The organism is Mycobacterium spongiae, from assembly GCF_018278905.1.
GTDB lineage: Bacteria > Actinomycetota > Actinomycetes > Mycobacteriales > Mycobacteriaceae > Mycobacterium > Mycobacterium spongiae.
In genome coordinates this window covers 605,101-624,687 of record NZ_CP046600.1, presented here as the reverse complement: position 1 = coordinate 624,687, position 19,587 = coordinate 605,101, and the positions used below count along the sequence as shown (strand labels likewise).

The window sequence follows — 19,587 nt, the reverse complement described above, 5'->3', positions numbered from 1 at the left end:
CTGTTTCTCAGGTGAAATTTCTTAGGTGAATAGGCCCAGCGCGCGGCGTTTCCAGCCGCTATAGGGCGCGGACGTGATCGGCGGGTCGATCCACGTGGCCTTCTTGAGCACCGGCTTGAGGTGCGAGAAGGTGTCAAAGCCCCACTTGCCGTGATAGGCACCCATACCGCTCGCGCCCACCCCGCCAAACGGCATGCCACCGTGGGCGATGTGCAGCACGGTGTGGTTGATCGTGACCCCGCCGGCGGTGGTCTGCGCGATCACCCGATCCTGCACCTGGCGATCCTCGGCGAACACATAGAGAGCCAGGGGCTTCTCGCGGCTGTTGACGAACCTGATCGCGTCATCGGTATCGCGCACCGTGATGATCGGTAAGACGGGCCCGAATACCTCTTCCTGCATCACCGCGTCGTCCTCGGTCACCCCGGTCAGCAAGGTCGGCGCGATGTACTTGTCGCTGCGATCGGTGTCTCCGCCGTGGGCGACTTTGTCCTCAGCGATCAGCTTGCTGAGCCGATCGAAGTGTCGTTCGTTGATGATCCGCCCGAAGTAGGGACTCGCTTGCGGGTCTGGGCCGAAGTACTCCTCGATCGCCGACTTGAGCTCGGCGACCAGCGCGTCACGCTTGTGTTCGGAGACGAGGATGTAGTCGGGGGCCACGCAGAGCTGACCGGCGTTCATGAAACTGCCCCACACGATGCGCTTGGCGGCGAGCTGCAGCTTGGCGCTGTCATCGACGATGACCGGGCTCTTGCCGCCGAGCTCGAGCGTCGTAGGCGTGAGATGGAGCGCAGCTGCGGCCATGACGAGGCGCCCCACCGGTGCGCCGCCGGTGTAGAAGATGTGGTCGAACCGCTGCTTGAGCAGCACCGTGGTCTCGGCAACGCCGCCCTGTACCACCGGGAAACACTCCGGATCGAGATAGCGCGGGAGCCGCTCAGCGAGCAGAGCAGAAACCGTTGGGGAGAGCTCGGAGGGCTTGAGCACCGCGCAATTGCCCGCGGCGATCGCGGCCACCAGCGGCGCCAGCACCAGATTCACCGGCAGGTTCCACGGTCCGATGATCAGCGCGACTCCGAGCGGCTCGGGCTGAACAACACCCGAGCCAGGTTGCAGCTCAAGCGGTGTGGGCACCCGCCGCGGCGCAGCCCACGACTTCAGGTGCTTGCGGGCATCCCTGATCTCGAGCAGTAGCGGCCACAGCTCCGCCAAGTAGGTTTCGAACTCAGGCCGGCCCAAGTCTTGTCGCACAGCATCCTGGATGCGGTGCTCTTCCTTGGACACGAACTCGGCAAGCCTGTCCAACTGATCCCGGCGCCACTCCAGCGACCGCGTACGCCCCTGCCGAAAACGCGCGGTCGCGACCTCAATCCTGCGCACGACCGAGTCGGGCGCAGCCGCGTCCGCGACCGGGATCGCAGCAGGCGTGTCGCGAGTTTGTGAATCCATCGTGCAGTCCTTGGGGTCGGGGTTCCTCGAGTGGAGCTGAGCAAGTCTTCCGAGTCTTACTAACACCATTGTTTATAGCAGCATCAGACCTTCTGAGTCAACAAGGAGCCCTCGCCCCGCACAAGAAGGGCAGCCGGAGTTCACCCCTCCCTGACCGGCGTATCTACTAATGTTGTTGTGGTACATCACTTTATAGATCAGTAAGTAGCTTGCAACGCAGTATCTAAGCCCTCGGGCCCGCAGGCGCAGGACTTTCAGATTCTGCATACCGTTGCGTGCTTGTCCCATGCACTTGGGCCTAACTATCCACACAAATGTGTATATAGTGCACAATGGTGTGTGTAGGCTCCGGCGAAAGGCGTCCGTGGCTCGCGCGGTCACTCAGCAGGCATGCCAGACCACGACAAGGAGAGACCCATGGCCAAACGGCTTAGGCGCACTACTGAGGCAGCTCGCGAAGAGATCTTGAGGGCCACGGAAGCATGCCTTCATAAGGACGGGCCCGATGGCCTACGCCTCGTTGACGTCGCTGAGCAAGCTGGGATGCATCACAGCACCGTCTTGCACCACTTCGGCTCTCGCGAGGGCCTCATAGAGGCGTTCACTTCTACCGCGCTCGAGCGTGGCGTCGAGCGGGCCGCACGCGCGTTCGGAGAATCGCTGGCGGCGGCCCCCGACCAGCGCGCGGAAGCACTGGCGAAAGTGTTCGACGTCGTGCAGCAGGAAGGCATCGGGCGTCTATTCGCCTGGCTCATCCTCGGTGGGCGCGTCAACGACGTCGACATACCGGACTTCGAGCCGCTGGTGCGCGTCGCAACCGGCTGGCAGCGGGCATCGTTCGGAAGCCGAGTTGACACTCAAAGTGACGAGGACGTGCGGCTCTTCGTCCTGTTCCTGTCCATCTTGTGGATGGGCGAAGCAGTAGGAGGCGAGGTCTTCTGTCAAGCTCTCAAACTGCCGTCTGGACAAGAAGGGCTCAGCGCGTTTCGGCGTTGGATGGCTGCCAACGTCGTCCAGCTATTCGAATACAAGACAGCCGAAACAACCGGGACTGGCCTTCTCCCGGAAAGAGCAACCGACTGATGACCGACATGCCCGACATCTGCGGCGTCTGGCGCCTAACCAGCTACTACTTGAAGAACGTGGACACCGGAGACCGCATCTACCCCTTCGGCGCCCACCCCGTGGGTGTCCTTATCCTCCTTCCCCAGGGACGCATGACCGCGCTACTCACCCCCGACGGACAGCAACCGCCAAGCCCAGACGGTACAGAGGCGCACGCGCTTCGACAGATGGTCGCCTACTCAGGGCACTACCGCCTGGAGCCGCCCAACCGATTCATCACTACCGTCGACGTCGCGTGGTACCACCCTTGGGTCGGCACCGACCAAGCCCGCAACTTCGCCCTGCACGACGACACGCTCGACATCATCAGCGACCCCAGCACCACCCCACTGACCGGAGACGCAGTGCTTGTGGGTGTCCTGGCATGGGTCCGCGAGAGCGCGGTCGCATCCTGAACCTCGAGCGAGAACCCCGACATACCCCTGCGCACATCGCGCTGGCTGGCCGGTGCAGATAGCCCGCGTCTGGTTGTCGCTGTTGGCTGAATCCCCGAACTTCGACGATTGCATAAACGTCAACAGCTTCTGGTGACGGCCCGCCATCAGCCAGCAAAGCACGACACAACCGCCACTGGCGCCATTCATCGTTGAGTTACCCGGCACCAAGGCCGTTGCGCTGCCACCTGTTCCCACCAATGAACGCTCTCGCTTATCGTGCGCCAACTCGCGGGGCCACAGTCAAGCCGATCGCCACAAGATCTAGCCGCGCTGTGTGGTTTCCCATCTTCTTCTGCCGCGACAACCGGTAGATGTCACAGATTTGCTCCCCGGTACTGAGGAATCCGACAACGTCGTGACTCGCTCCTAGCGACACGTTACTGAAGACACTGAGGCCGGCGCCGCCAGGTTTTGACAGATTCCGTGACTTCCTACACTCGGGGCCACCCAGCCAGTTCTGCCAGGCACCGCCGACAGCGCGATCCAACTGCAAGAATCGCCGTTGCCGGTAGTGAGTCGCGGTCTGATCCGAACGGCTCGCGTGACTCCCGTCACGTGATCGTGCGATAGCCTGACACCCAGTCCGTTCGTCGGATGTGCCCGCGTCGCGGCGTTCCAGGAGGCCACGACGGCAGGAGTTCGCAGGAGTTCGCAGGAGTTAAATGCCACCGCTAGCCAGCGACCCCGAGATCCTCACCCGCGAGGATGCGGGCTATCACAAGTCCCTCTCGAATCGGCAGATTCAGATGATCGCGATCGGCGGCGCGATCGGTACCGGACTTTTCCTCGGCGCCGGCGGTCGGCTTGCCTCAGCAGGGCCGGCGCTGTGCCTCGTCTTCGCAGTCTGCGGCATCTTCGTCTTCCTGGTCCTGCGCGCGCTCGGCGAGCTGGTTCTGCACCGGCCGTGCTCCGGGTCGTTCGTGTCCTACGCCCGCGAATTCTTCGGGGAGAAGGTGGCTTTCGTCGCGGGCTGGATGTACTTCCTGAACTGGGCAATGACCACAATCGTGGACACCACCGCAATCGCGCACTACTGCCACTATTGGAGGCAGGTGCAGGTCATCCCGCAATGGACCCTGGCATTGATCGCCCTGGTGGTGGTGCTGTCGATGAACCTGATCTCGGTCAAGCTGTTCGGTGAGTTGGAGTTCTGGGCGTCGTTGGTCAAGGTGTTGGCCCTGGTGACGTTCATTATCGTCGGAACGGTCTTTCTGGCCGGACGTTTCCAGGTGGACGGCCAGGCGACCGGGTTCTCGCTCTGGAGTACCCACGGGGGCCTCATGCCGACCGGTCTGCTGCCGTTGGTGCTCGTCACCTCGGGGGTGGTGTTCGCCTATGCCGCTGTCGAACTGGTCGGCATCGCGGCCGGGGAAACTGCTGAACCGGAAAAGATCATGCCGCGCGCAATCAACTCAGTGGTGTTCCGTATCGCGGTCTTCTACGTCGGGTCGACGGTCCTGCTCGCCCTGCTGCTGCCTTACACCGCCTACCACGAGCACGAGAGCCCGTTCGTGACGTTCTTCACCAAGGTCGGCTTCGGCGGTAGCGGGAGCCTGATGAACATGGTGGTGCTCACCGCCGCGCTCTCCAGCCTGAATGCCGGCCTGTACTCCACCGGGCGGATCCTTCGGTCGATGGCGATTAGCGGCAGCGGCCCCAAGTTCGCCGCGCCGATGACGAAAAGCGGCGTGCCCTATGGCGGAATCCTGCTGACGGCAACGATCGGCCTCTTCGGCATCGTGCTCAACGCCGTCAAACCGAGCCAGGCCTTCGAAATCGTGCTCCACATCGCTGCCACCGGCGTCATCGTGGCCTGGGGCACTATCGTGGCATGCCAGCTCAAGTTCCATCAGTTGGCCAAAGCTGGCGAGCTGGAGCGGCCGCACTTCCGAATGCCGATGTCGCCGTACAGCGGCTATCTCACCCTGGCCTTCCTCGCGGGCGTGCTGATACTGATGCTCGTCGACGACGCATATGGCCGCTGGATGCTCGCCGCGATGATCGTCGGCATCCCCGCCCTGGTCTTCGGCTGGTACATGGTCCGCCAGCGGGTGCGGTTAGCTGCTGAAAACAACATTGCCGGCACCGCGGATGCCGCTGCCACACAGCCGGTCGAGCCGCCCCGCTGAGTTGATTCCCCGGGTTTGAGCTGTTGTCCACCCGAAGGGTGCACGATAGGGCTATGAATCCGGGGCTGGAGACCAAACTCGACGAGGTCGCGCCTAACGTTTTTCGGATATCCACCTGGGTGCCGGGGATCACCGAAAAGGGCTTCACCTTCAACCAATTCCTGTTGACGGGCGAGGAGCCTTTCTTGTTCCACTGCGGGATGCGGCAACTCTTTCCGCTCGTGTCCGCGGCGATCGGCAAAGTCATCCCCCTGAAGCGGCTGCGTTGGATCTCCTTTGCCCATGTCGAGGCCGACGAGTGCGGGGCGGTTAACCTGCTGCTCGACGCCGCTCCGAACGCGCAAGTTATCCACGGTCCATTGGCGTGCATGCTGTCGCTGAATGACATGTGCGACCGCTCACCAGTTGTCGCACCGCAAGACGACGCACACGACATCGGCGGCCACCGGCTGCGGTTCATTGCCACGCCTCATGTTCCACACAACTGGGAAAGCGGGCTGTGGTTCGACGAGGCAACGTCGACGCTGCTGGCGGGCGACCTCCTCGCGCATACCGGGCAATGCCAGCCAGTGACCGAATCCGACTGTGTCGCGCCCGCGCTGGAGGCCGAGTCGCTTTTTCACGCCACTGGGCTGACCACGAATCTCGCGCCTACCCTCGAGCGGCTGGCGCAGCTACAGCCAACCACTTTGGCGCTGATGCACGGTGCTTCGTTCGCCGGCGACGGCGCCGCGCAGTTGCGTCGCCTATCCGACGGATACGCCGCGATGGCCGACTAGCACAGAGCGCGGAAGTCACCGCGGGAAACTCGGTCGCCGAATGACGACCAATCCCGGGCATCGAGGCGCGTCACTGCGGTCACTTGCGTCACTCGGTGCGTAGGCTGATTTCAATATGTCTCCGCAGCGAACAGGGCCGGCGACGGCTCGCGGCCTCCTGGCGGGCTTGCTGGCGGTCACTGTTGCGGTGTCCGGCTGCAGCGAAACCATCGCCGGCAGACCGGTCGCGGCACCAGGGGCAGGACCCGCCGAGCCGGCGTTCCCCACGCCGCGGCCGAGCATCTCGCCCCCAGCCACCACCTCCCCGGCGCAACCGACGGCACCGACCAGCCCCACCGTGCCGGGCGGCGCCATCCCTCTGCCGCCCGACGAGAGAGGGTATGTCTTCATCGAAACGAAATCCGGCCAGACGCGCTGCCAGATCAACGAGGAAAGCGTCGGGTGCGAAGCGCCGTTCACCGACTCCCCCATGCAGGATGGCGAGCACGCCAACGGTGTCCACATCACCGCCAGCGGCTCCGTGCAATGGGTGTTGGGCAATCTCGGCGCAATCCCGACCGTGACCATCGACTACGCGACCTATGACGCCGTGGGCTGGACCATCGACGCCACCGTCGACGGCACTCGCTTCACGAACAACGGCACCGGCCATGGCATGTTTGTCAGCATCGAGAAGGTCGACACGTACTGAGATAGCTCGCACAGCTACCCCAGTACCATCGGTGCCGTGGCACGGTACGGCCCACCAGATGACGTCAACAACCAACACGGCCAGCACGCCGACGTCGGCACCGGCGAATACCAGCGATCGACGCCGCCCCCACCGCCGGATTATGTCGAGCCACCCGACCTCTACGACCCGGATGCCGAGCCCAGCCCTTGGTATCGCCGGCCCGCAATGGTCATCGCCTGGGCACTGCTCGTCTTGATCCTGATCGCGCTTATTAGCTACGGCATCATCGAGCTGGTCGGTGGCGACCAGGGAACCGGCAAGGAGCCAGCCACCACTACCACCACGACCACCACGACCACCACGACCCCCTCGATCACAACCACCACGCCACCGACCGCGACCACCACCGTTGCGCCGACCACCGCGCCAGGAGCTCAGCCGCCGGCTCAGCAGCCAACGCGACCCGCACCCAGAATCCCCCGCCTGCCGACCGAGCTGCCGAACCTGCCGGAACTGCCGACGGAAATCACAATCCCGCAAGTGCCGACGGTTATCACGTTGCCCAACATTCCCTAGCGGCAGCGCCTAACAGCAACGACAACGGACACGGGGGGTGTGGGAGATGACCGAGTCGCTCGGGTTGTCGATCGGAGTGGCCAACCTGGTCGCAGCCCGAGTGGGTCGCGACCCGGTAGCCCGGGCATCGGTGTTGCGGCTGTTCGACCGGCGCGCGGCTGAAGTCGGTCTGCCCGAACAGAATCCGAGCCCGGCTGAACCCAACCTGGTGCTGCGGGGATTCGTGGAGCGGGTCGGCGACCATGCTCCGCTGGTCGCGGCCGACGGGACGAAGTACCACGGCGAAGCGCTGACGGTCCAGGCGCTAGATGCAATGGCACGCGCCGTTGGCTACGGCGCGCCGATCATGGTCGCGACCCCGGCGTATTGGTCCGAGCACCAGGTAGCGGCGCTGCGAGAGGCGTTGATTGCGCAGCCGGGCCTGTCGCCCGACGGGGTATCGCCAGGATTGATCTCCGACGCCGCTGCCGCGCTTTCGGCGGTGCGCACCAGGGCTGGATTGCCCGCCGCCGGCGTCGTCGTACTGTGCGACTTTGGCGCCGGCGGCACCAGCGTCACTCTGGCACACCCCCCGTCGAGAGCCGCGGATGATCTGCAAACGATCGGTCCCACCGTCCGCTATCGCGAGTTCTCCGGCGACGACATCGATCAGCTCATCGTCAACCACGTTCTCACCACCGTTCCCGATGCCGATGCCACCGATACTTCGGGCACCGCGACACGGATGGGGTCATTGACCCGCCTGCTTGGCCACTGCCGACGCGCCAAGGAACAACTCTCAACCGCCACGATGGCGACCATCGCGACGAGCCCGGTCGGGGCGGCAGGACTGCCAAGTTCTGGCAACGATGTCCGGCTATCCCGCGGCGAATTCGAGCAACTGATCTCGGATCCACTGGACCACTTCGCCACGGCTGTCGAAGACATGTTGCAGCGCAACGGTATTCCGCCGGCCACCGTGGCAGCAGTGGCGACTGTCGGCGGCGGCGCCAGCATCCCTCTCATCGAGACTCGACTGTCTGAGCGCCTGCATGTGCCCGTCCTCACCGTGGCGGAACCCATGTTCACCGCCGCTATCGGCGCCGCACTGATCGGCCAGGAGCAATCGGCCGCGAGCGCCCCGACCGGTGCGGGCTCGGCCGTGGACGCGCCCACCAACATCGTCGGCGGCATCGGCTCTGCGACTGAGGTTTCGCCGACGGCGTGGGCAAACCGGGCCGCGAGCGCAGCCGCCAACGAATCGGCCTCCGACAATGACGCATCGGCGACCTACCGCGCCCTCGCCTGGTCCGAGGACACCGCCACCGGCAACGAACCGGTCCCCTACACCGGCCCCGATGCCACGGGCGAATACACGCGAGACGCAACCACAACCGACTACGCACCGGCATACGGCCAGGCGGATCGGGACCGATCCGGCGCCGAACCTGAGCAGCTGCCGTGGTATCAGCGCGCAGCCGTGATATTCGGCCTGGCCGCCGCTGGTGTTGCCATCCTGATCGCCGCGGTATTGGCACTGACCCTGGGCACAGACAACAGCACACCGGTCAATACGAGCTCGCCCGAACCCGTGCCGCCGCCGTCTCCGGAGACGGTGACCGTGACCGGGCAGGACCATCTCCCGACCGTCACGGTGATCACGCCATCCCCCACCGCCACGCCGCCCTCCGCGATCACAACGACCAGCCAGCCTGTCACCACAACCACAACGACAGGGACAACGACAGCTACAACGACCACCACCGCTGCGTCGACCACCACGGCCCCACCGACCACCACAACCGCTCCGTCGACCACCACGGCCCCACCAACCACGTCCTCGCAGGCAACCACCACCGCGCCACCGACGACCACACAGCCAACGACAACCGCGGCGCCCATCACACCTACCTCAGCGGCGTCCGGGCAGTAGCGTGCCTCGGTGCTCTCGGCCGCACCCGAGTCCATTCCAGACCATTCTGTTTTGTTTGGAATTTGGTAGCATCATGCGGTGCTTGCCAACGGGTCCCAGGTAGCCAGAGCCGACCGGCGCGGCGGCGAGGCGGAAGTGACTTTACCGGAACCTGGGCGGCGGGATCTCCGTCGCGTTGCGGTTGCCTCCACAGTAGGTACGGCGATCGAGTTCTACGACTTCTACATCTATGGCACCGCCGCGGCTTTGGTGTTTCCCACCGTCTTCTTCCCCAATATGAGCCCCGCCACGGCCACCGTCGCGTCAATGGGAACGTTTGCCGCGGCCTTCTTCTCCCGGCCACTGGGTGCGGCCTTCTTCGGGCATTTCGGTGACCGCCTTGGGCGCAAAGTGACATTGATCGCAACGTTGCTGATTATGGGTTTGTCCACCGTGGCCGTGGGGCTGACCCCAGGCGCGGCGACGATCGGTGTGGCCGCACCGTTGATCGTGGTTGCCCTGCGGCTGGCGCAGGGATTTGCCGTTGGCGGTGAGTGGGCGGGTTCTGCACTGTTGGCCGCAGAATATGCGCCGACGGCCAAGCGCGGGTGGTACGGGATGTTCACATCGCTCGGCGTCGGTATTGCGTTGGTCCTGACCAGCCTGACTTTTCTCGGGGTCAAACTGACCATCGGCGACACCAGTGCCACCTTCATCCAGTGGGCATGGCGCGTTCCGTTTCTCCTGAGCACACTACTGATCGCGATCGCGTTGTATGTACGACTCACCATCGACGAAACCCCGGTGTTCAAGACCCAATTGGCAACCACCACGCCGTCACGCGCGCCGATCGCCGGGGTCTTCCGACGCCAGCCGCGCAACGTTGCGCTCGCTGCCGGCAGCATGGTTGGGGCGTTCACATTTGTCTTCATGGCCAGCACTTACCTGACGACGTACGCCCATCACGACCGTGGGCTCTCGCAGAACGCGATCTTGTTCGCCGGGATGCTGGGCGGCGTGGTCTGGATCGCCGTCGCCATGTGTTCAGCCAGCGCGTGCGACCGATGGGGCCGCCGCCCTGTCATCCTGTCCGGCTGGGCATTGGGTGTGCCGTGGTCGTTCGCGGCCATTGCGTTGATCGACACCGGCAGTCCCATCCTGTTTACGGTGGCCATTCTCGGTATCTACGCCATCGTGGCGCTGGCGTTCGCTCCCATGGCGGCGTTCGTACCCGAGTTGTTCCACACCCGGCATCGCTATACCGGCGCCGGGCTGGCACTCAACCTTGCCGGCATCATCGGCGGCGCGATCCCACCGATGGTGGCTGACCCACTGCGTAACCACTACGGCAGCTGGACCATCGGCTTCATGATGGCCATTCTGGTGCTGATCAGCCTGGTCAGTACCTACCGACTTCCCGAAACCAGGGGAACATCGCTAACCAGCCGGGTGAGCGCCTAGACGGCGCACGGCCATTGGCTTCCGGGCTATGGAAACATGGCATGCGGCCCACCTTCACGACGGAAGGAGATCCGCATGAAGGTCGCGGATTACCTGATCAGTTCGCTGGGCGAGCAAGGTGTCGGCCACATTTTTCTTGACCTTGGTGGGCTCAACGATGCATTCATGCCCGCGCTGACCGGCACCTCGGGCGTGCGGCCGATCGTCGCCGCGTTCGAAGGCGGCGCCGCCTACATGGCCGACGGATACGCCCGAGCCGGCGGCGGTCTGGGCGTGTGCATGGGTATCGGCGGTCCGGGGGTGCTCAACATGGTCACCCCTCTTACCGCCGCGATGACCGACCGGACACCGGTTCTCGCGATCAGCGGCGAGGTGGCACGGTCGTGGGAGGGCATGGGCGGGTTCCAGGATGCGTCGGGGGCCGGGATCGACGACATCTCCGCGCTGCGCGCGGTGACCGGGTTGTCGGTGTCGCTATCCTCGCCTGCGGTCGTACCGCATCATCTTCGCCACGCGATGACACACGCCCTGACCCAGCGCGTGCCAACCCATATCTCGGTGCCGGTCGACGTGCAACGCGCCGATATCGACGCGACGTGGCATCGGATCGGTCGTGATCTCGTGTCACCGGCGATCGTGGACGAGCGAGCGTTGGCGAACCTGGCCGCGGCGCTTGCCGAGCCGGACCACCAGCGGATCGTGGTCCTCGCCGGCCCCGGAGTGCTCCATGCGGATGGCACCGCCCAGCTGCGGGCGTTCGTCGAGCGATTCGATATCCCCGTTGCCACCACGCTGTCCGGCAAGGGGTTGATCGAAGAAGATCATCCGCTCGCGCTCGGGGTCTTCGGGTACGGCGGTTCGCGATGGGCGATCGACGCCATCCGCTCCGACGACGTCGACGTCTTGATCGTCGTCGGTTCGGGGCTGTCCCAGCGGGACACCCTGCAGTGGGACCCGGCAATGCTGCCGTCGAAGAGGATGGCCCACATCGACCCCGACCCGCTGCGGATCGGTCGGACCTGGCCGTCGGAGCACGCCGTCGTCGCCAACCCGGCGACGGCGCTGGCTTGGCTTCTCGAGTTCGTCGACGCGCAGGCACTCGACTCGGGCCGCGCAGCTCGCCGCGCATTTCTCGATACCGTTCGCGGGCGCGGGCCGCGCCATCTGAGGGCTGAGGACACCACCAGCGACGCCGTCCCAATGCATCCCGCCCGCGCGGTCAGCGAGCTGCGTGCGGCGTTCCCCGACGATGGGGTCCTGTGCGTCGACTCCGGTGCCCACCGTGCCTGGTTTGCCGAGTACTGGGATGTCCGGCAGCCGGGGACGCACTACTCATTGACCAATCTGGGCCCCATGGGTGGTGCCATCCCGCTCGGTATCGGCGTCCAGCTGGCCCGGCCACAACAGCCTCTGCTGGTAGCCACCGGTGACGGTTGCATGTTGATGCACGGCATGGAATTGCACACGGCCGCCCGCGAAGGGATCCCGATCGTCGTCGCGGTCATGAACAACTCGTCGTACGGCAACATCTACTACCGGGCTCATGCGATGGGCCCGGGACCGGAGCGACTCACCGATATCGCCGGAATGGACTGGGTGGGGTTCGCTCGCTCGGTGGGCGCGGACGGCGAGCGGGTGGAGGAACCGACCGAGATCGCCGCTGCGGTGTCCCGCGCGCTGGCCACGGACGGCCCCTATCTCCTGGATCTCGTCATCGACAAGACCCACCCGACTCCGGTCGGACCCTGGCGTCAACGTCAGCGCGAGTGGGAGGACAACGATTGATGGCGGCGCTACCGGATCCCACAGACCAGCTCACCGGTGATGACCGGGCCATCTTCGACCGGATGGCCTCGGTGCGCGCCCACGCCGAGGGCCGTCCGCAACTCGGCGAGGTGTACGTGCGGATGTTCAACAATCCGGCTGTGGCCGGCAAAGTCGGCGCTCTCGGCGAACACCTGCGCTTCCACGGCACGCTCCCGGACGATGTTCGCGAGCTGGTAATCCTGCGCTACGCAACCCGTCTGGGCTCCGGCTACGAGTGGAGCCATCATCAGCGTCCCGCCGCTTTGGCCGGCATCTCGGCCGATACGATCGCCGAGCTCACCGCCGGCGAGATCCCCGCGGCCCTCCCCGACGCGTCCCGGGCGGTGCTAGCGGCGGTTGATGCGGTGACCGCAAACAGGTCGATACCTCAGGAGACCCAAGATCGAATTGTGGCCGCCCACGGCCTCGCCGGGGTGGTCGAGCTCGTCGTGTTGTGCGGGCTGTACGCGACGATGAGCTACATGGTGTTCGCGTTCGACATCCCCATCGAGGACGGCCTACCGACACCGCCCGATCCGCTGCGCTGAGCAGCACAACAATGCGGCCGCTGGAGTCACCGGCTCCCGCGAGCGACCCGATCGAGCAGCAAAGGAGCTTCCGTGGTAGACGAACCGCAGTTGAAGGTGGAACGCGACGGCCACGTGGTGATTCTGACGATGAACAACCCGCGCCGGAAAAACGCGTTGACACCAAACATGATCGCGCTCATGGCGCAGGCGTGGGACGAAATCGACAGCGACGACGCCATTCGTGTGGCGATCATCACAGGCCAAGGGTCGTCCTACTGCGTCGGCGGCGACCTGGCGGATGGGTGGATGGTCAAGGGCTCGAAGCCAGCCAACGCAGCCAAACCCAATGCAGCCGTGCCAGCGGGCACATCGCCCGGGAGCATCATCAGCCAGGGGCTGCTCCTGACCCGAACGCTGACCAAGCCGTTGATCGCCGCGGTCAACGGGCCGTGCCTGGGCGGTGGGTGCGAAATGTTGCAGCAGACTGACATTCGAATCGCCGAAGAACACGCAACCTTCGGCCTGCCCGAGGCACGGCTAGGGCTCATCGCCGGGGCCGGCTCTACGGTGCGGCTGAAACGCCAGATTCCCTACACCAAAGCGATGGAAATGATCCTGACCGGCGAACCACTCACCGCAGCTGAGGCATACCACTTCGGCCTCGTCGGCCATGTCGTGCCCACGGGCCAGTCTCTGGACAAAGCGCGCGAGATCGCAACGCGGGTGGCTGCGAACGGCCCACTAGCCGTACGCAATGCGAAAGCCGCTGTGCTCCAAAGCGGATGGATCGACGAGGAAGAGGCACGCAGAATCGAGCAGCGCTTCGTGATCGAGGTGGTCCGCTCCGACGACGCCCGAGAAGGCCTGGCCGCTTTCGCCGCCAAGCGCGAACCACGCTTTACCGGCAGGTGACCGCGATCGGCGCCCGGCCTTGCCGAACAGCGGACTGCGGTACCCATGCCCAGCTTTCGTGGGCTAACTTAGGACAGCCTTTCTCGCGGTGAAAACCGCACAGATGTCACTATGAGCAGGTCAAGCGGGCAACGCGGGTGCGTTGTCCGCGACGACACCGATGGGGTGCCGCGCGGCAACGCCGGCGCGAACCCAGAGTAACGAGGTATTGGGGAGATCTTCTGTGACCACCCAGACGCTGATCAGACTGATACTGGGCATGAGCATGACAGCGATCGTGGGAGTATTCGCTGCGCGGCGTGTCTGGTGGCTATACAAACTCACCATGTCCGGCCAGCCGGCCAGTGGGCGCACCACGGATCTCGGCGCCCGCGTTTGGACTCAGATCTCCGAGGTGTTCGGGCAGCGAAGGCTGCTCAAGTGGTCACTACCAGGGCTGGCGCACTTCTTCACGATGTGGGGCTTTTTCATTCTGCTCACCGTGTACATCGAGGCATACGGAGTGCTTTTCCAACCCAACTTCCACCTCCCGATCATCGGTCGCTGGGATGCGCTAGGTGCCTTGCAGGACTTCTTTGCGCTGGCCGTGCTGACCGGCATTATCGCGTTTGCGATCATCCGGATGCGCAGCGAGCCGAAAGAATACGGCCGCCAGTCCCGTTTCTATGGTTCGCACACCGGTGGTGCGTGGCTGGTCCTGTTCATGATCTTCAACGTCATCTGGACCTACGCCGTCTTCCGGGGTGCATCGGTGAATGCCCTTGGCGATGAATTCCCTTACGGCGGAGGGGCATTCTTCTCCCACGCCATGGGCGCACTGCTACAACCGTTGGGCCACAACGCCAACGAGATCATCGAGACCGTCGCGCTGATGCTGCACATCGGCGTCATGCTCGCCTTTCTGGTGATTGTGTTGCACTCCAAGCACCTGCACATCTTCACCGCACCCATCAACGTGACGTTCAAACGGCTACCCGACGGGTTGGGCCCGCTCCTGCCGATGGAGTCCGACGGCAAGCCGATCGACTTCGAGAATCCCAGCGACGACGCCACTTTCGGCCGCGGCAAGATCGAGGACTTCACCTGGAAGGCCAACCTCGACTTCGCCACCTGCACCGAGTGCGGGCGCTGTCAATCGCAGTGCCCAGCCTGGAATACCGGAAAACCCCTTTCGCCCAAGCTGGTCATCATGGATCTGCGCGACCATTGGATGGCCAAGGCGCCCTACATCCTCGGTACGAACAAGGCTGAGCCGCTCGAGGGTCTCGACCTCGAAACAGCCGAACACGAGGGCCACCATGTGCCGGAATCCGGCTTCGGCCGGGTCCCGGGTCACGGCCCCGAGCAGGCGGCCCGCCCGTTGGTCGGCACCGCCGAACAGGGCGGCGTGATCGATCCCGACGTGCTGTGGTCCTGCGTCACCTGCGGCGCATGCGTCGAGCAATGTCCGGTCGATATTGAGCACATCGACCACATCGTCGATATGCGCCGCTACCAGGTGATGATGGAGTCGGAGTTTCCTTCCGAGCTGTCCACACTGTTCAAGAACCTGGAGACCAAGGGGAATCCGTGGGGGCAGAACGCCGCGGACCGCACCGCTTGGATCGACGAGGTCGACTTCGATGTGCCCGTGTATGGCGACGATGTGGACAGCTTCGCCGGCTACGAGTACCTGTTCTGGGTCGGCTGCGCCGGTGCCTACGACGACAAGGCGAAGAAGACCACCAAAGCCGTGGCCGAACTGCTGGCCATCGCCGGGGTGAAGTACCTGGTCTTGGGCGCCGGAGAGACCTGCAACGGTGATTCCGCGCGCAGGTCGGGCAACGAGTTTCTGTTCCAGCAACTGGCCCAGCAGGCTGTCGAGACTCTGGATGATCTGTTCGAGGGTGTGGAGGCCGTCGACCGCAAGATTGTGGTCAGCTGCCCGCACTGCTTCAACACCATCGGCAAGGAATACCGGCAGCTGGGCAGCAACTACACCGTTCTGCACCACACCCAGCTGCTCAATCGGCTGGTCCGCGACCAGAGGTTGGTGCCTGTCGCGCCAATATCTCAAGACATCACCTACCACGACCCCTGCTATCTGGGTCGGCACAACAAGGTTTACGAGGCCCCGCGCGAGCTGATCGGCGTCACGGGCGCCAACCTCACCGAAATGCCGCGCCACGCCGAACGAAGCTTTTGCTGTGGCGCGGGCGGCGCGCGCATGTGGATGGAAGAGCACATCGGCAAGCGGATCAACCATGAACGCGTCGACGAAGCGCTGGCCACCAATGCGGCGACGATCGCGACCGGCTGCCCGTTCTGTCGGGTGATGGTGACCGACGGTGTCAACGACCGCTCCGAAGAGGCCGGTCGCAGCGGCGTTGAGGTGCTTGACGTGGCCCAGGTGCTCCTGGAGTCGCTCGACCGCGATACGGCGAAGCTCCCGGCCAAGGGCACGGCTGCTCAAGAAGCCGCCGCACGAGCCTCGCAAGCACCAGCCCCGGAGGCAGAAACGGTTGCGCCAAAGGCCGCCGCGCCAAGCGCGCCAGCCGCGACGCCGGCCAAGGCACCCGCGGCACCAGCTGCTGCGGCGCCGGTGAAAGGGCTGGGCATCGCAGGCGGCGCCAAGCGACCCGGCGCCAAGAAAACCACCACCCCAGCAGCGGAGACAACCGAAGCGGCCCCGGCCGCACCCGCCGCACCCGCCAAAGGCCTGGGCATGGCCCCCGGCGCCAAGCGACCCGGCGCGAAGAAAACCACCACCTCGGCAGCGGAGACAACCGAAGCGGCCCCGGCCGCACCCGCCGCACCCGCCCCACCCGCCAAAGGCCTGGGCATGGCCCCCGGCGCCAAGCGACCCGGCGCCAACAGGGCAGCACCTGCACCCCCGCAGCCGGCTGACACCGCCGCGGCACCCGAGGCTCCCCCGGCCAAGCCCGCGGCGCCTGCAGCGCCCGTTAAGGGTCTGGGTATCGCTGCGGGCGCCAAGCGCCCTGGGGCAAAAAGGGCTTCCGCGGCCCCGGCGGAGGCAACCACGGCGGCCCCGCCGGAACCAGAAGCAAAGCCAGAAGCTCAGCCGGAGTCGGAGGCATCCGCGACGGCCGACGGCGCGCCGACCCCGCCGCCGACGCCGGTCAAAGGTCTGGGTATCGCGCGTGGCGCGCGTCCGCCAGGTAAGCGCTGATCACGGTTTGACACCGTTCAGCAAATTTCACTGGACAGTGATGGCACCATGGTTGACGTGACTACACACCAGCTGCACTGGCACGCCTCGGGGCACCACCGACAGCGCGCGTTTGCGCAGTCGTCCAAACTTCAAGACGTCCTGTACGAGATCCGCGGACCGGTGCATCAGCACGCCGCGCGGTTGGAAGCCGAAGGTCACCGAATCCTGAAGCTGAACATCGGCAACCCGGCCCCGTTCGGTTTCGAGGCACCCGACGTGATCATGCGTGACATGATCCAGGCGCTGCCCTATGCGCAGGGATACTCCGACTCGCAGGGCATCCTGCCTGCCCGCCGCGCGGTGGTTACTCGCTACGAGCTGGTCGACGGCTTCCCCCGATTCGACGTGGACGACGTCTACCTGGGCAACGGGGTTTCCGAGCTGATCACCATGACGCTGCAAGCCTTGCTGGACAACGGTGACCAGGTGTTGATCCCCTCACCGGACTACCCGCTGTGGACGGCGTCGACCTCGTTGGCGGGCGGTACCCCGGTGCACTACCTGTGCGACGAGACCCAAAGCTGGCAACCCGATCTCGCCGACCTCGAATCCAAGATCACCGAGCGCACCAAGGCACTGGTCGTGATCAACCCCAATAATCCCACCGGCGCGGTCTACAGCCGCGAAATCCTCACCCAGATAGCTGATTTGGCGCGCAAGCATGAGCTGCTTCTGTTGGCCGACGAAATTTACGACAAGATCCTCTATGACGACGCCGAGCACATCAGCGTCGCGACCGTCGCGCCTGATCTGTTGTGCCTAACGTTCAACGGCCTATCGAAGGCCTACCGCGTTGCCGGGTACCGGGCCGGCTGGCTGGCAATCACCGGACCCCAAGACCACGCGAGCAGCTTTATCGAGGGGATCAGCTTGCTCGCCAATATGCGCTTGTGCCCCAATGTCCCCGCACAGCACGCCATCCAGGTTGCCCTCGGCGGCCACCAAAGCATCGAAGACCTGGTGCTTCCCGGCGGTCGGCTGCTGGAGCAGCGCGATCTCGCCTGGGCCAAACTGAACGAAATCCCCGGGGTCTCGTGCGTCAAGCCGGAAGGTGCGTTGTATGTGTTCCCCCGGATGGACCCCGAGGTTTACGACATCGTCGACGACGAACAACTCGTCCTGGACCTGCTGCTGTCGGAGAAGATTTTGGTCACTCAAGGCACCGGTTTCAACTGGCCGACGCCGGATCACCTGCGGCTCGTAACGCTGCCGTGGTCCCGTGATCTGGCGGCAGCGATCGAGCGGCTGGGTAACTTCCTGGTCAGCTACCGGCAGTAGCCGCCAAATCGAGAGCGGGTCACCCGCGTATCTGGCGGCCTGACATCAGTTCCGCTCCAACAGCTCCAGCAAGTAGTTGCCGTATCCGGATTTCTTCAGCGAATGGGCGCGCTGGGCCAACTGCTCGTCGTCGATCCAGCCTAACCGCCACGCCACTTCCTCCGGGATGCTGACCTTGAGACCCTGCCGTCGTTCCAGCGTGCGGACAAAGTCGGCAGCGTCCAGCAGGGAATCGAACGTCCCGGTGTCCAGCCACGCCGTCCCGCGGGCCAGCACCTCCACCGCCAGCCGGCCCTGGTTCAGATAGATCTGATTGACCTCGGTGATCTCGTACTCGCCACGGGCCGACTTCTTCAGGCCCTTCGCGATCTCGATCACGTCGTTGTCGTAGAAATAGAGACCCGGCACGGCATAGTGGGATTTCGGCGTGGCGGGCTTCTCCTCCAGGGATAGTGCCATGCCGTCGGCGCCGAATTCGACGACGCCGTACGCTGCCGGATTAGCCACCCAATACGCGAAAACAGCTCCACCACTTATAGATTGAAAGCGCTTCAGGCTGGTTCCCAACCCTGGCCCATAGAAGATGTTGTCCCCCAACACTAATGCCACCGGCTCATTGCCAATGTGATTGGCACCGATAACAAATGCCTGCGCCAGACCATCGGGTTCGTCCTGGGTTGCATAGCTGACGTTGATGCCGAATTGAGCGCCGTCGCCAATGAGTCGGTGAAAACCGGGAGCGTCGTGGGGGGTGGTGATGAGCTGTATGTCGCGGATGCCGGCCATCATCAGCGTGGTCAGCGGGTAGTAGATCATCGGTTTGTCGTACACGGGCAACAACTGCTTGCTGATGCCCAACGTGATCGGGTACAGCCGGGTGCCCGAACCGCCCGCCAGGATGATCCCCCGCATAGTCGCTCCTCGTGGCTCGCTGATCTCACTCGACCCGGTCGGCCTCGGTCAGCTCGGTGGCTGCCAACGCCGACGCCAAGTCATCATGACGGAAAACTGAGGTGATGTGATCGCGGACCACCCGGAACGCCGACGCGGCGGTAGTCACAGCGTCCGGGTCCTCCCGATTGCTGATCTCTTGCTCGACGATCACGACGCCGTCGTGCACGTACATCCTGCCAAGCTGCGCCGTCGCGTTGAGCGAGGCGGCCCACTGGCGCAGTGCCTGGTGGCCCTGTGCGGCTCCGTGCGCGTCACCGATATCGACATCGTCACTGGACAAAGCCACCAAGGTGTCGAGGTCGGAGTCGTTGAGGGCGTCGTGCCAGGCGAGAACCGTGGCGATCTCCGATGTGGTCATGTTCTGCAAATTACCGTG

The 19,587-nt window shown here is 64.5% G+C and carries 16 protein-coding genes; 13 read left to right on the top strand and 3 right to left on the bottom strand.

What is annotated here, in order from left to right:
* Positions 1 to 21: 21 nt before the first annotated feature.
* Positions 22 to 1,449 carry an aldehyde dehydrogenase family protein gene (locus F6B93_RS02435; protein ID WP_211697569.1) on the bottom strand — a complete coding sequence of 476 codons (1,428 nt, stop codon included), beginning with the start codon at positions 1,447 to 1,449 and terminating at the stop codon, positions 22 to 24.
* A gap of 390 nt (positions 1,450 to 1,839) precedes the next feature.
* Here F6B93_RS02435 and F6B93_RS02430 point away from each other — a divergent pair, with 390 nt between their 5' ends.
* The 13 genes from F6B93_RS02430 to F6B93_RS02370 all read left to right on the top strand — a co-directional run bounded on the left by F6B93_RS02430 (position 1,840) and on the right by F6B93_RS02370 (position 18,257).
* Complete coding sequence (locus F6B93_RS02430) at positions 1,840 to 2,532, top strand: TetR/AcrR family transcriptional regulator (RefSeq protein WP_343232717.1); 693 nt, start codon at positions 1,840 to 1,842, stop codon at positions 2,530 to 2,532.
* Positions 2,532 to 2,969 carry a lipocalin-like domain-containing protein gene (locus F6B93_RS02425; RefSeq protein WP_211697567.1) on the top strand — a complete coding sequence of 146 codons (438 nt, stop codon included), beginning with the start codon at positions 2,532 to 2,534 and terminating at the stop codon, positions 2,967 to 2,969. The genes F6B93_RS02430 and F6B93_RS02425 overlap by 1 nt, the downstream gene beginning before the upstream one ends.
* Positions 2,970 to 3,673: 704 nt before the next feature.
* Complete coding sequence (locus F6B93_RS02420; RefSeq protein ID WP_211697566.1) at positions 3,674 to 5,140, top strand: amino acid permease; 1,467 nt, start codon at positions 3,674 to 3,676, stop codon at positions 5,138 to 5,140.
* 65 nt (positions 5,141 to 5,205) lie between these two features.
* Entirely contained in the window at positions 5,206 to 5,919 is a 714-nt protein-coding gene (locus F6B93_RS02415) for an oxygen-binding di-iron domain-containing protein (protein ID WP_211699229.1), read from the top strand.
* Positions 5,920 to 6,034: 115 nt separating this feature from the next.
* On the top strand, positions 6,035 to 6,610 hold the full coding sequence (locus F6B93_RS02410; RefSeq protein ID WP_211697565.1) for a hypothetical protein: 576 nt from the start codon (positions 6,035 to 6,037) through the stop codon (positions 6,608 to 6,610).
* Between the two features lie 36 nt (positions 6,611 to 6,646).
* Positions 6,647 to 7,168 (top strand): hypothetical protein, encoded by a 522-nt coding sequence (locus tag F6B93_RS02405; protein WP_211697564.1) that lies wholly within the window; start codon positions 6,647 to 6,649, stop codon positions 7,166 to 7,168.
* 46 nt (positions 7,169 to 7,214) lie between these two features.
* On the top strand, positions 7,215 to 9,080 hold the full coding sequence (locus tag F6B93_RS02400; RefSeq protein ID WP_211697563.1) for an Hsp70 family protein: 1,866 nt from the start codon (positions 7,215 to 7,217) through the stop codon (positions 9,078 to 9,080).
* 135 nt (positions 9,081 to 9,215) lie between these two features.
* Positions 9,216 to 10,520, top strand: coding sequence for an MFS transporter (locus F6B93_RS02395; protein ID WP_211699228.1), 1,305 nt, complete (start codon positions 9,216 to 9,218; stop codon positions 10,518 to 10,520).
* A 75-nt stretch (positions 10,521 to 10,595) separates the two neighbouring features.
* Entirely contained in the window at positions 10,596 to 12,305 is a 1,710-nt protein-coding gene (locus F6B93_RS02390) for a thiamine pyrophosphate-binding protein (protein WP_211697562.1), read from the top strand.
* Complete coding sequence (locus tag F6B93_RS02385) at positions 12,305 to 12,874, top strand: carboxymuconolactone decarboxylase family protein (protein WP_211697561.1); 570 nt, start codon at positions 12,305 to 12,307, stop codon at positions 12,872 to 12,874. Before F6B93_RS02390 ends, F6B93_RS02385 begins: the two co-directional genes overlap by 1 nt.
* 129 nt (positions 12,875 to 13,003) lie before the next feature.
* Positions 13,004 to 13,768 carry an enoyl-CoA hydratase-related protein gene (locus F6B93_RS02380; RefSeq protein ID WP_211699227.1) on the top strand — a complete coding sequence of 255 codons (765 nt, stop codon included), beginning with the start codon at positions 13,004 to 13,006 and terminating at the stop codon, positions 13,766 to 13,768.
* Between the two features lie 223 nt (positions 13,769 to 13,991).
* The gene (locus tag F6B93_RS02375) at positions 13,992 to 16,937 is read left to right on the top strand and encodes a (Fe-S)-binding protein (protein WP_211697560.1); all 2,946 of its coding nucleotides are present in this window, start codon (positions 13,992 to 13,994) and stop codon (positions 16,935 to 16,937) included.
* A 30-nt stretch (positions 16,938 to 16,967) separates the two neighbouring features.
* A complete protein-coding gene (locus F6B93_RS02370) occupies positions 16,968 to 18,257 on the top strand; it encodes a pyridoxal phosphate-dependent aminotransferase (protein WP_211699226.1) in 1,290 nt (429 codons plus the stop codon).
* A 45-nt stretch (positions 18,258 to 18,302) separates the two neighbouring features.
* On the opposite strand, the gene rfbA is transcribed toward F6B93_RS02370, so the two are convergent.
* A complete protein-coding gene (gene rfbA / locus F6B93_RS02365; RefSeq protein ID WP_211697559.1) occupies positions 18,303 to 19,169 on the bottom strand; it encodes a glucose-1-phosphate thymidylyltransferase RfbA in 867 nt (288 codons plus the stop codon).
* Positions 19,170 to 19,194: 25 nt separating this feature from the next.
* Complete coding sequence (locus F6B93_RS02360) at positions 19,195 to 19,569, bottom strand: nuclear transport factor 2 family protein (RefSeq protein ID WP_211697558.1); 375 nt, start codon at positions 19,567 to 19,569, stop codon at positions 19,195 to 19,197.
* Positions 19,570 to 19,587: the final 18 nt, after the last annotated feature.

Coding starts and splice junctions, on each gene's coding strand:
- F6B93_RS02360 (WP_211697558.1), bottom strand. CDS start 19,569: ATGACCACATCGGAGATCGCCACGGTTCTCGCCTGGCACGACGCCCTC.
- F6B93_RS02435 (WP_211697569.1), bottom strand. CDS start 1,449: ATGGATTCACAAACTCGCGACACGCCTGCTGCGATCCCGGTCGCGGAC.
- F6B93_RS02420 (WP_211697566.1), top strand. CDS start 3,674: ATGCCACCGCTAGCCAGCGACCCCGAGATCCTCACCCGCGAGGATGCG.
- F6B93_RS02425 (WP_211697567.1), top strand. CDS start 2,532: ATGACCGACATGCCCGACATCTGCGGCGTCTGGCGCCTAACCAGCTAC.
- F6B93_RS02380 (WP_211699227.1), top strand. CDS start 13,004: ATGAACAACCCGCGCCGGAAAAACGCGTTGACACCAAACATGATCGCG.
- rfbA (WP_211697559.1), bottom strand. CDS start 19,169: ATGCGGGGGATCATCCTGGCGGGCGGTTCGGGCACCCGGCTGTACCCG.
- F6B93_RS02400 (WP_211697563.1), top strand. CDS start 7,215: ATGACCGAGTCGCTCGGGTTGTCGATCGGAGTGGCCAACCTGGTCGCA.
- F6B93_RS02430 (WP_343232717.1), top strand. CDS start 1,840: ATGCCAGACCACGACAAGGAGAGACCCATGGCCAAACGGCTTAGGCGC.
- F6B93_RS02390 (WP_211697562.1), top strand. CDS start 10,596: ATGAAGGTCGCGGATTACCTGATCAGTTCGCTGGGCGAGCAAGGTGTC.
- F6B93_RS02410 (WP_211697565.1), top strand. CDS start 6,035: ATGTCTCCGCAGCGAACAGGGCCGGCGACGGCTCGCGGCCTCCTGGCG.
- F6B93_RS02385 (WP_211697561.1), top strand. CDS start 12,305: ATGGCGGCGCTACCGGATCCCACAGACCAGCTCACCGGTGATGACCGG.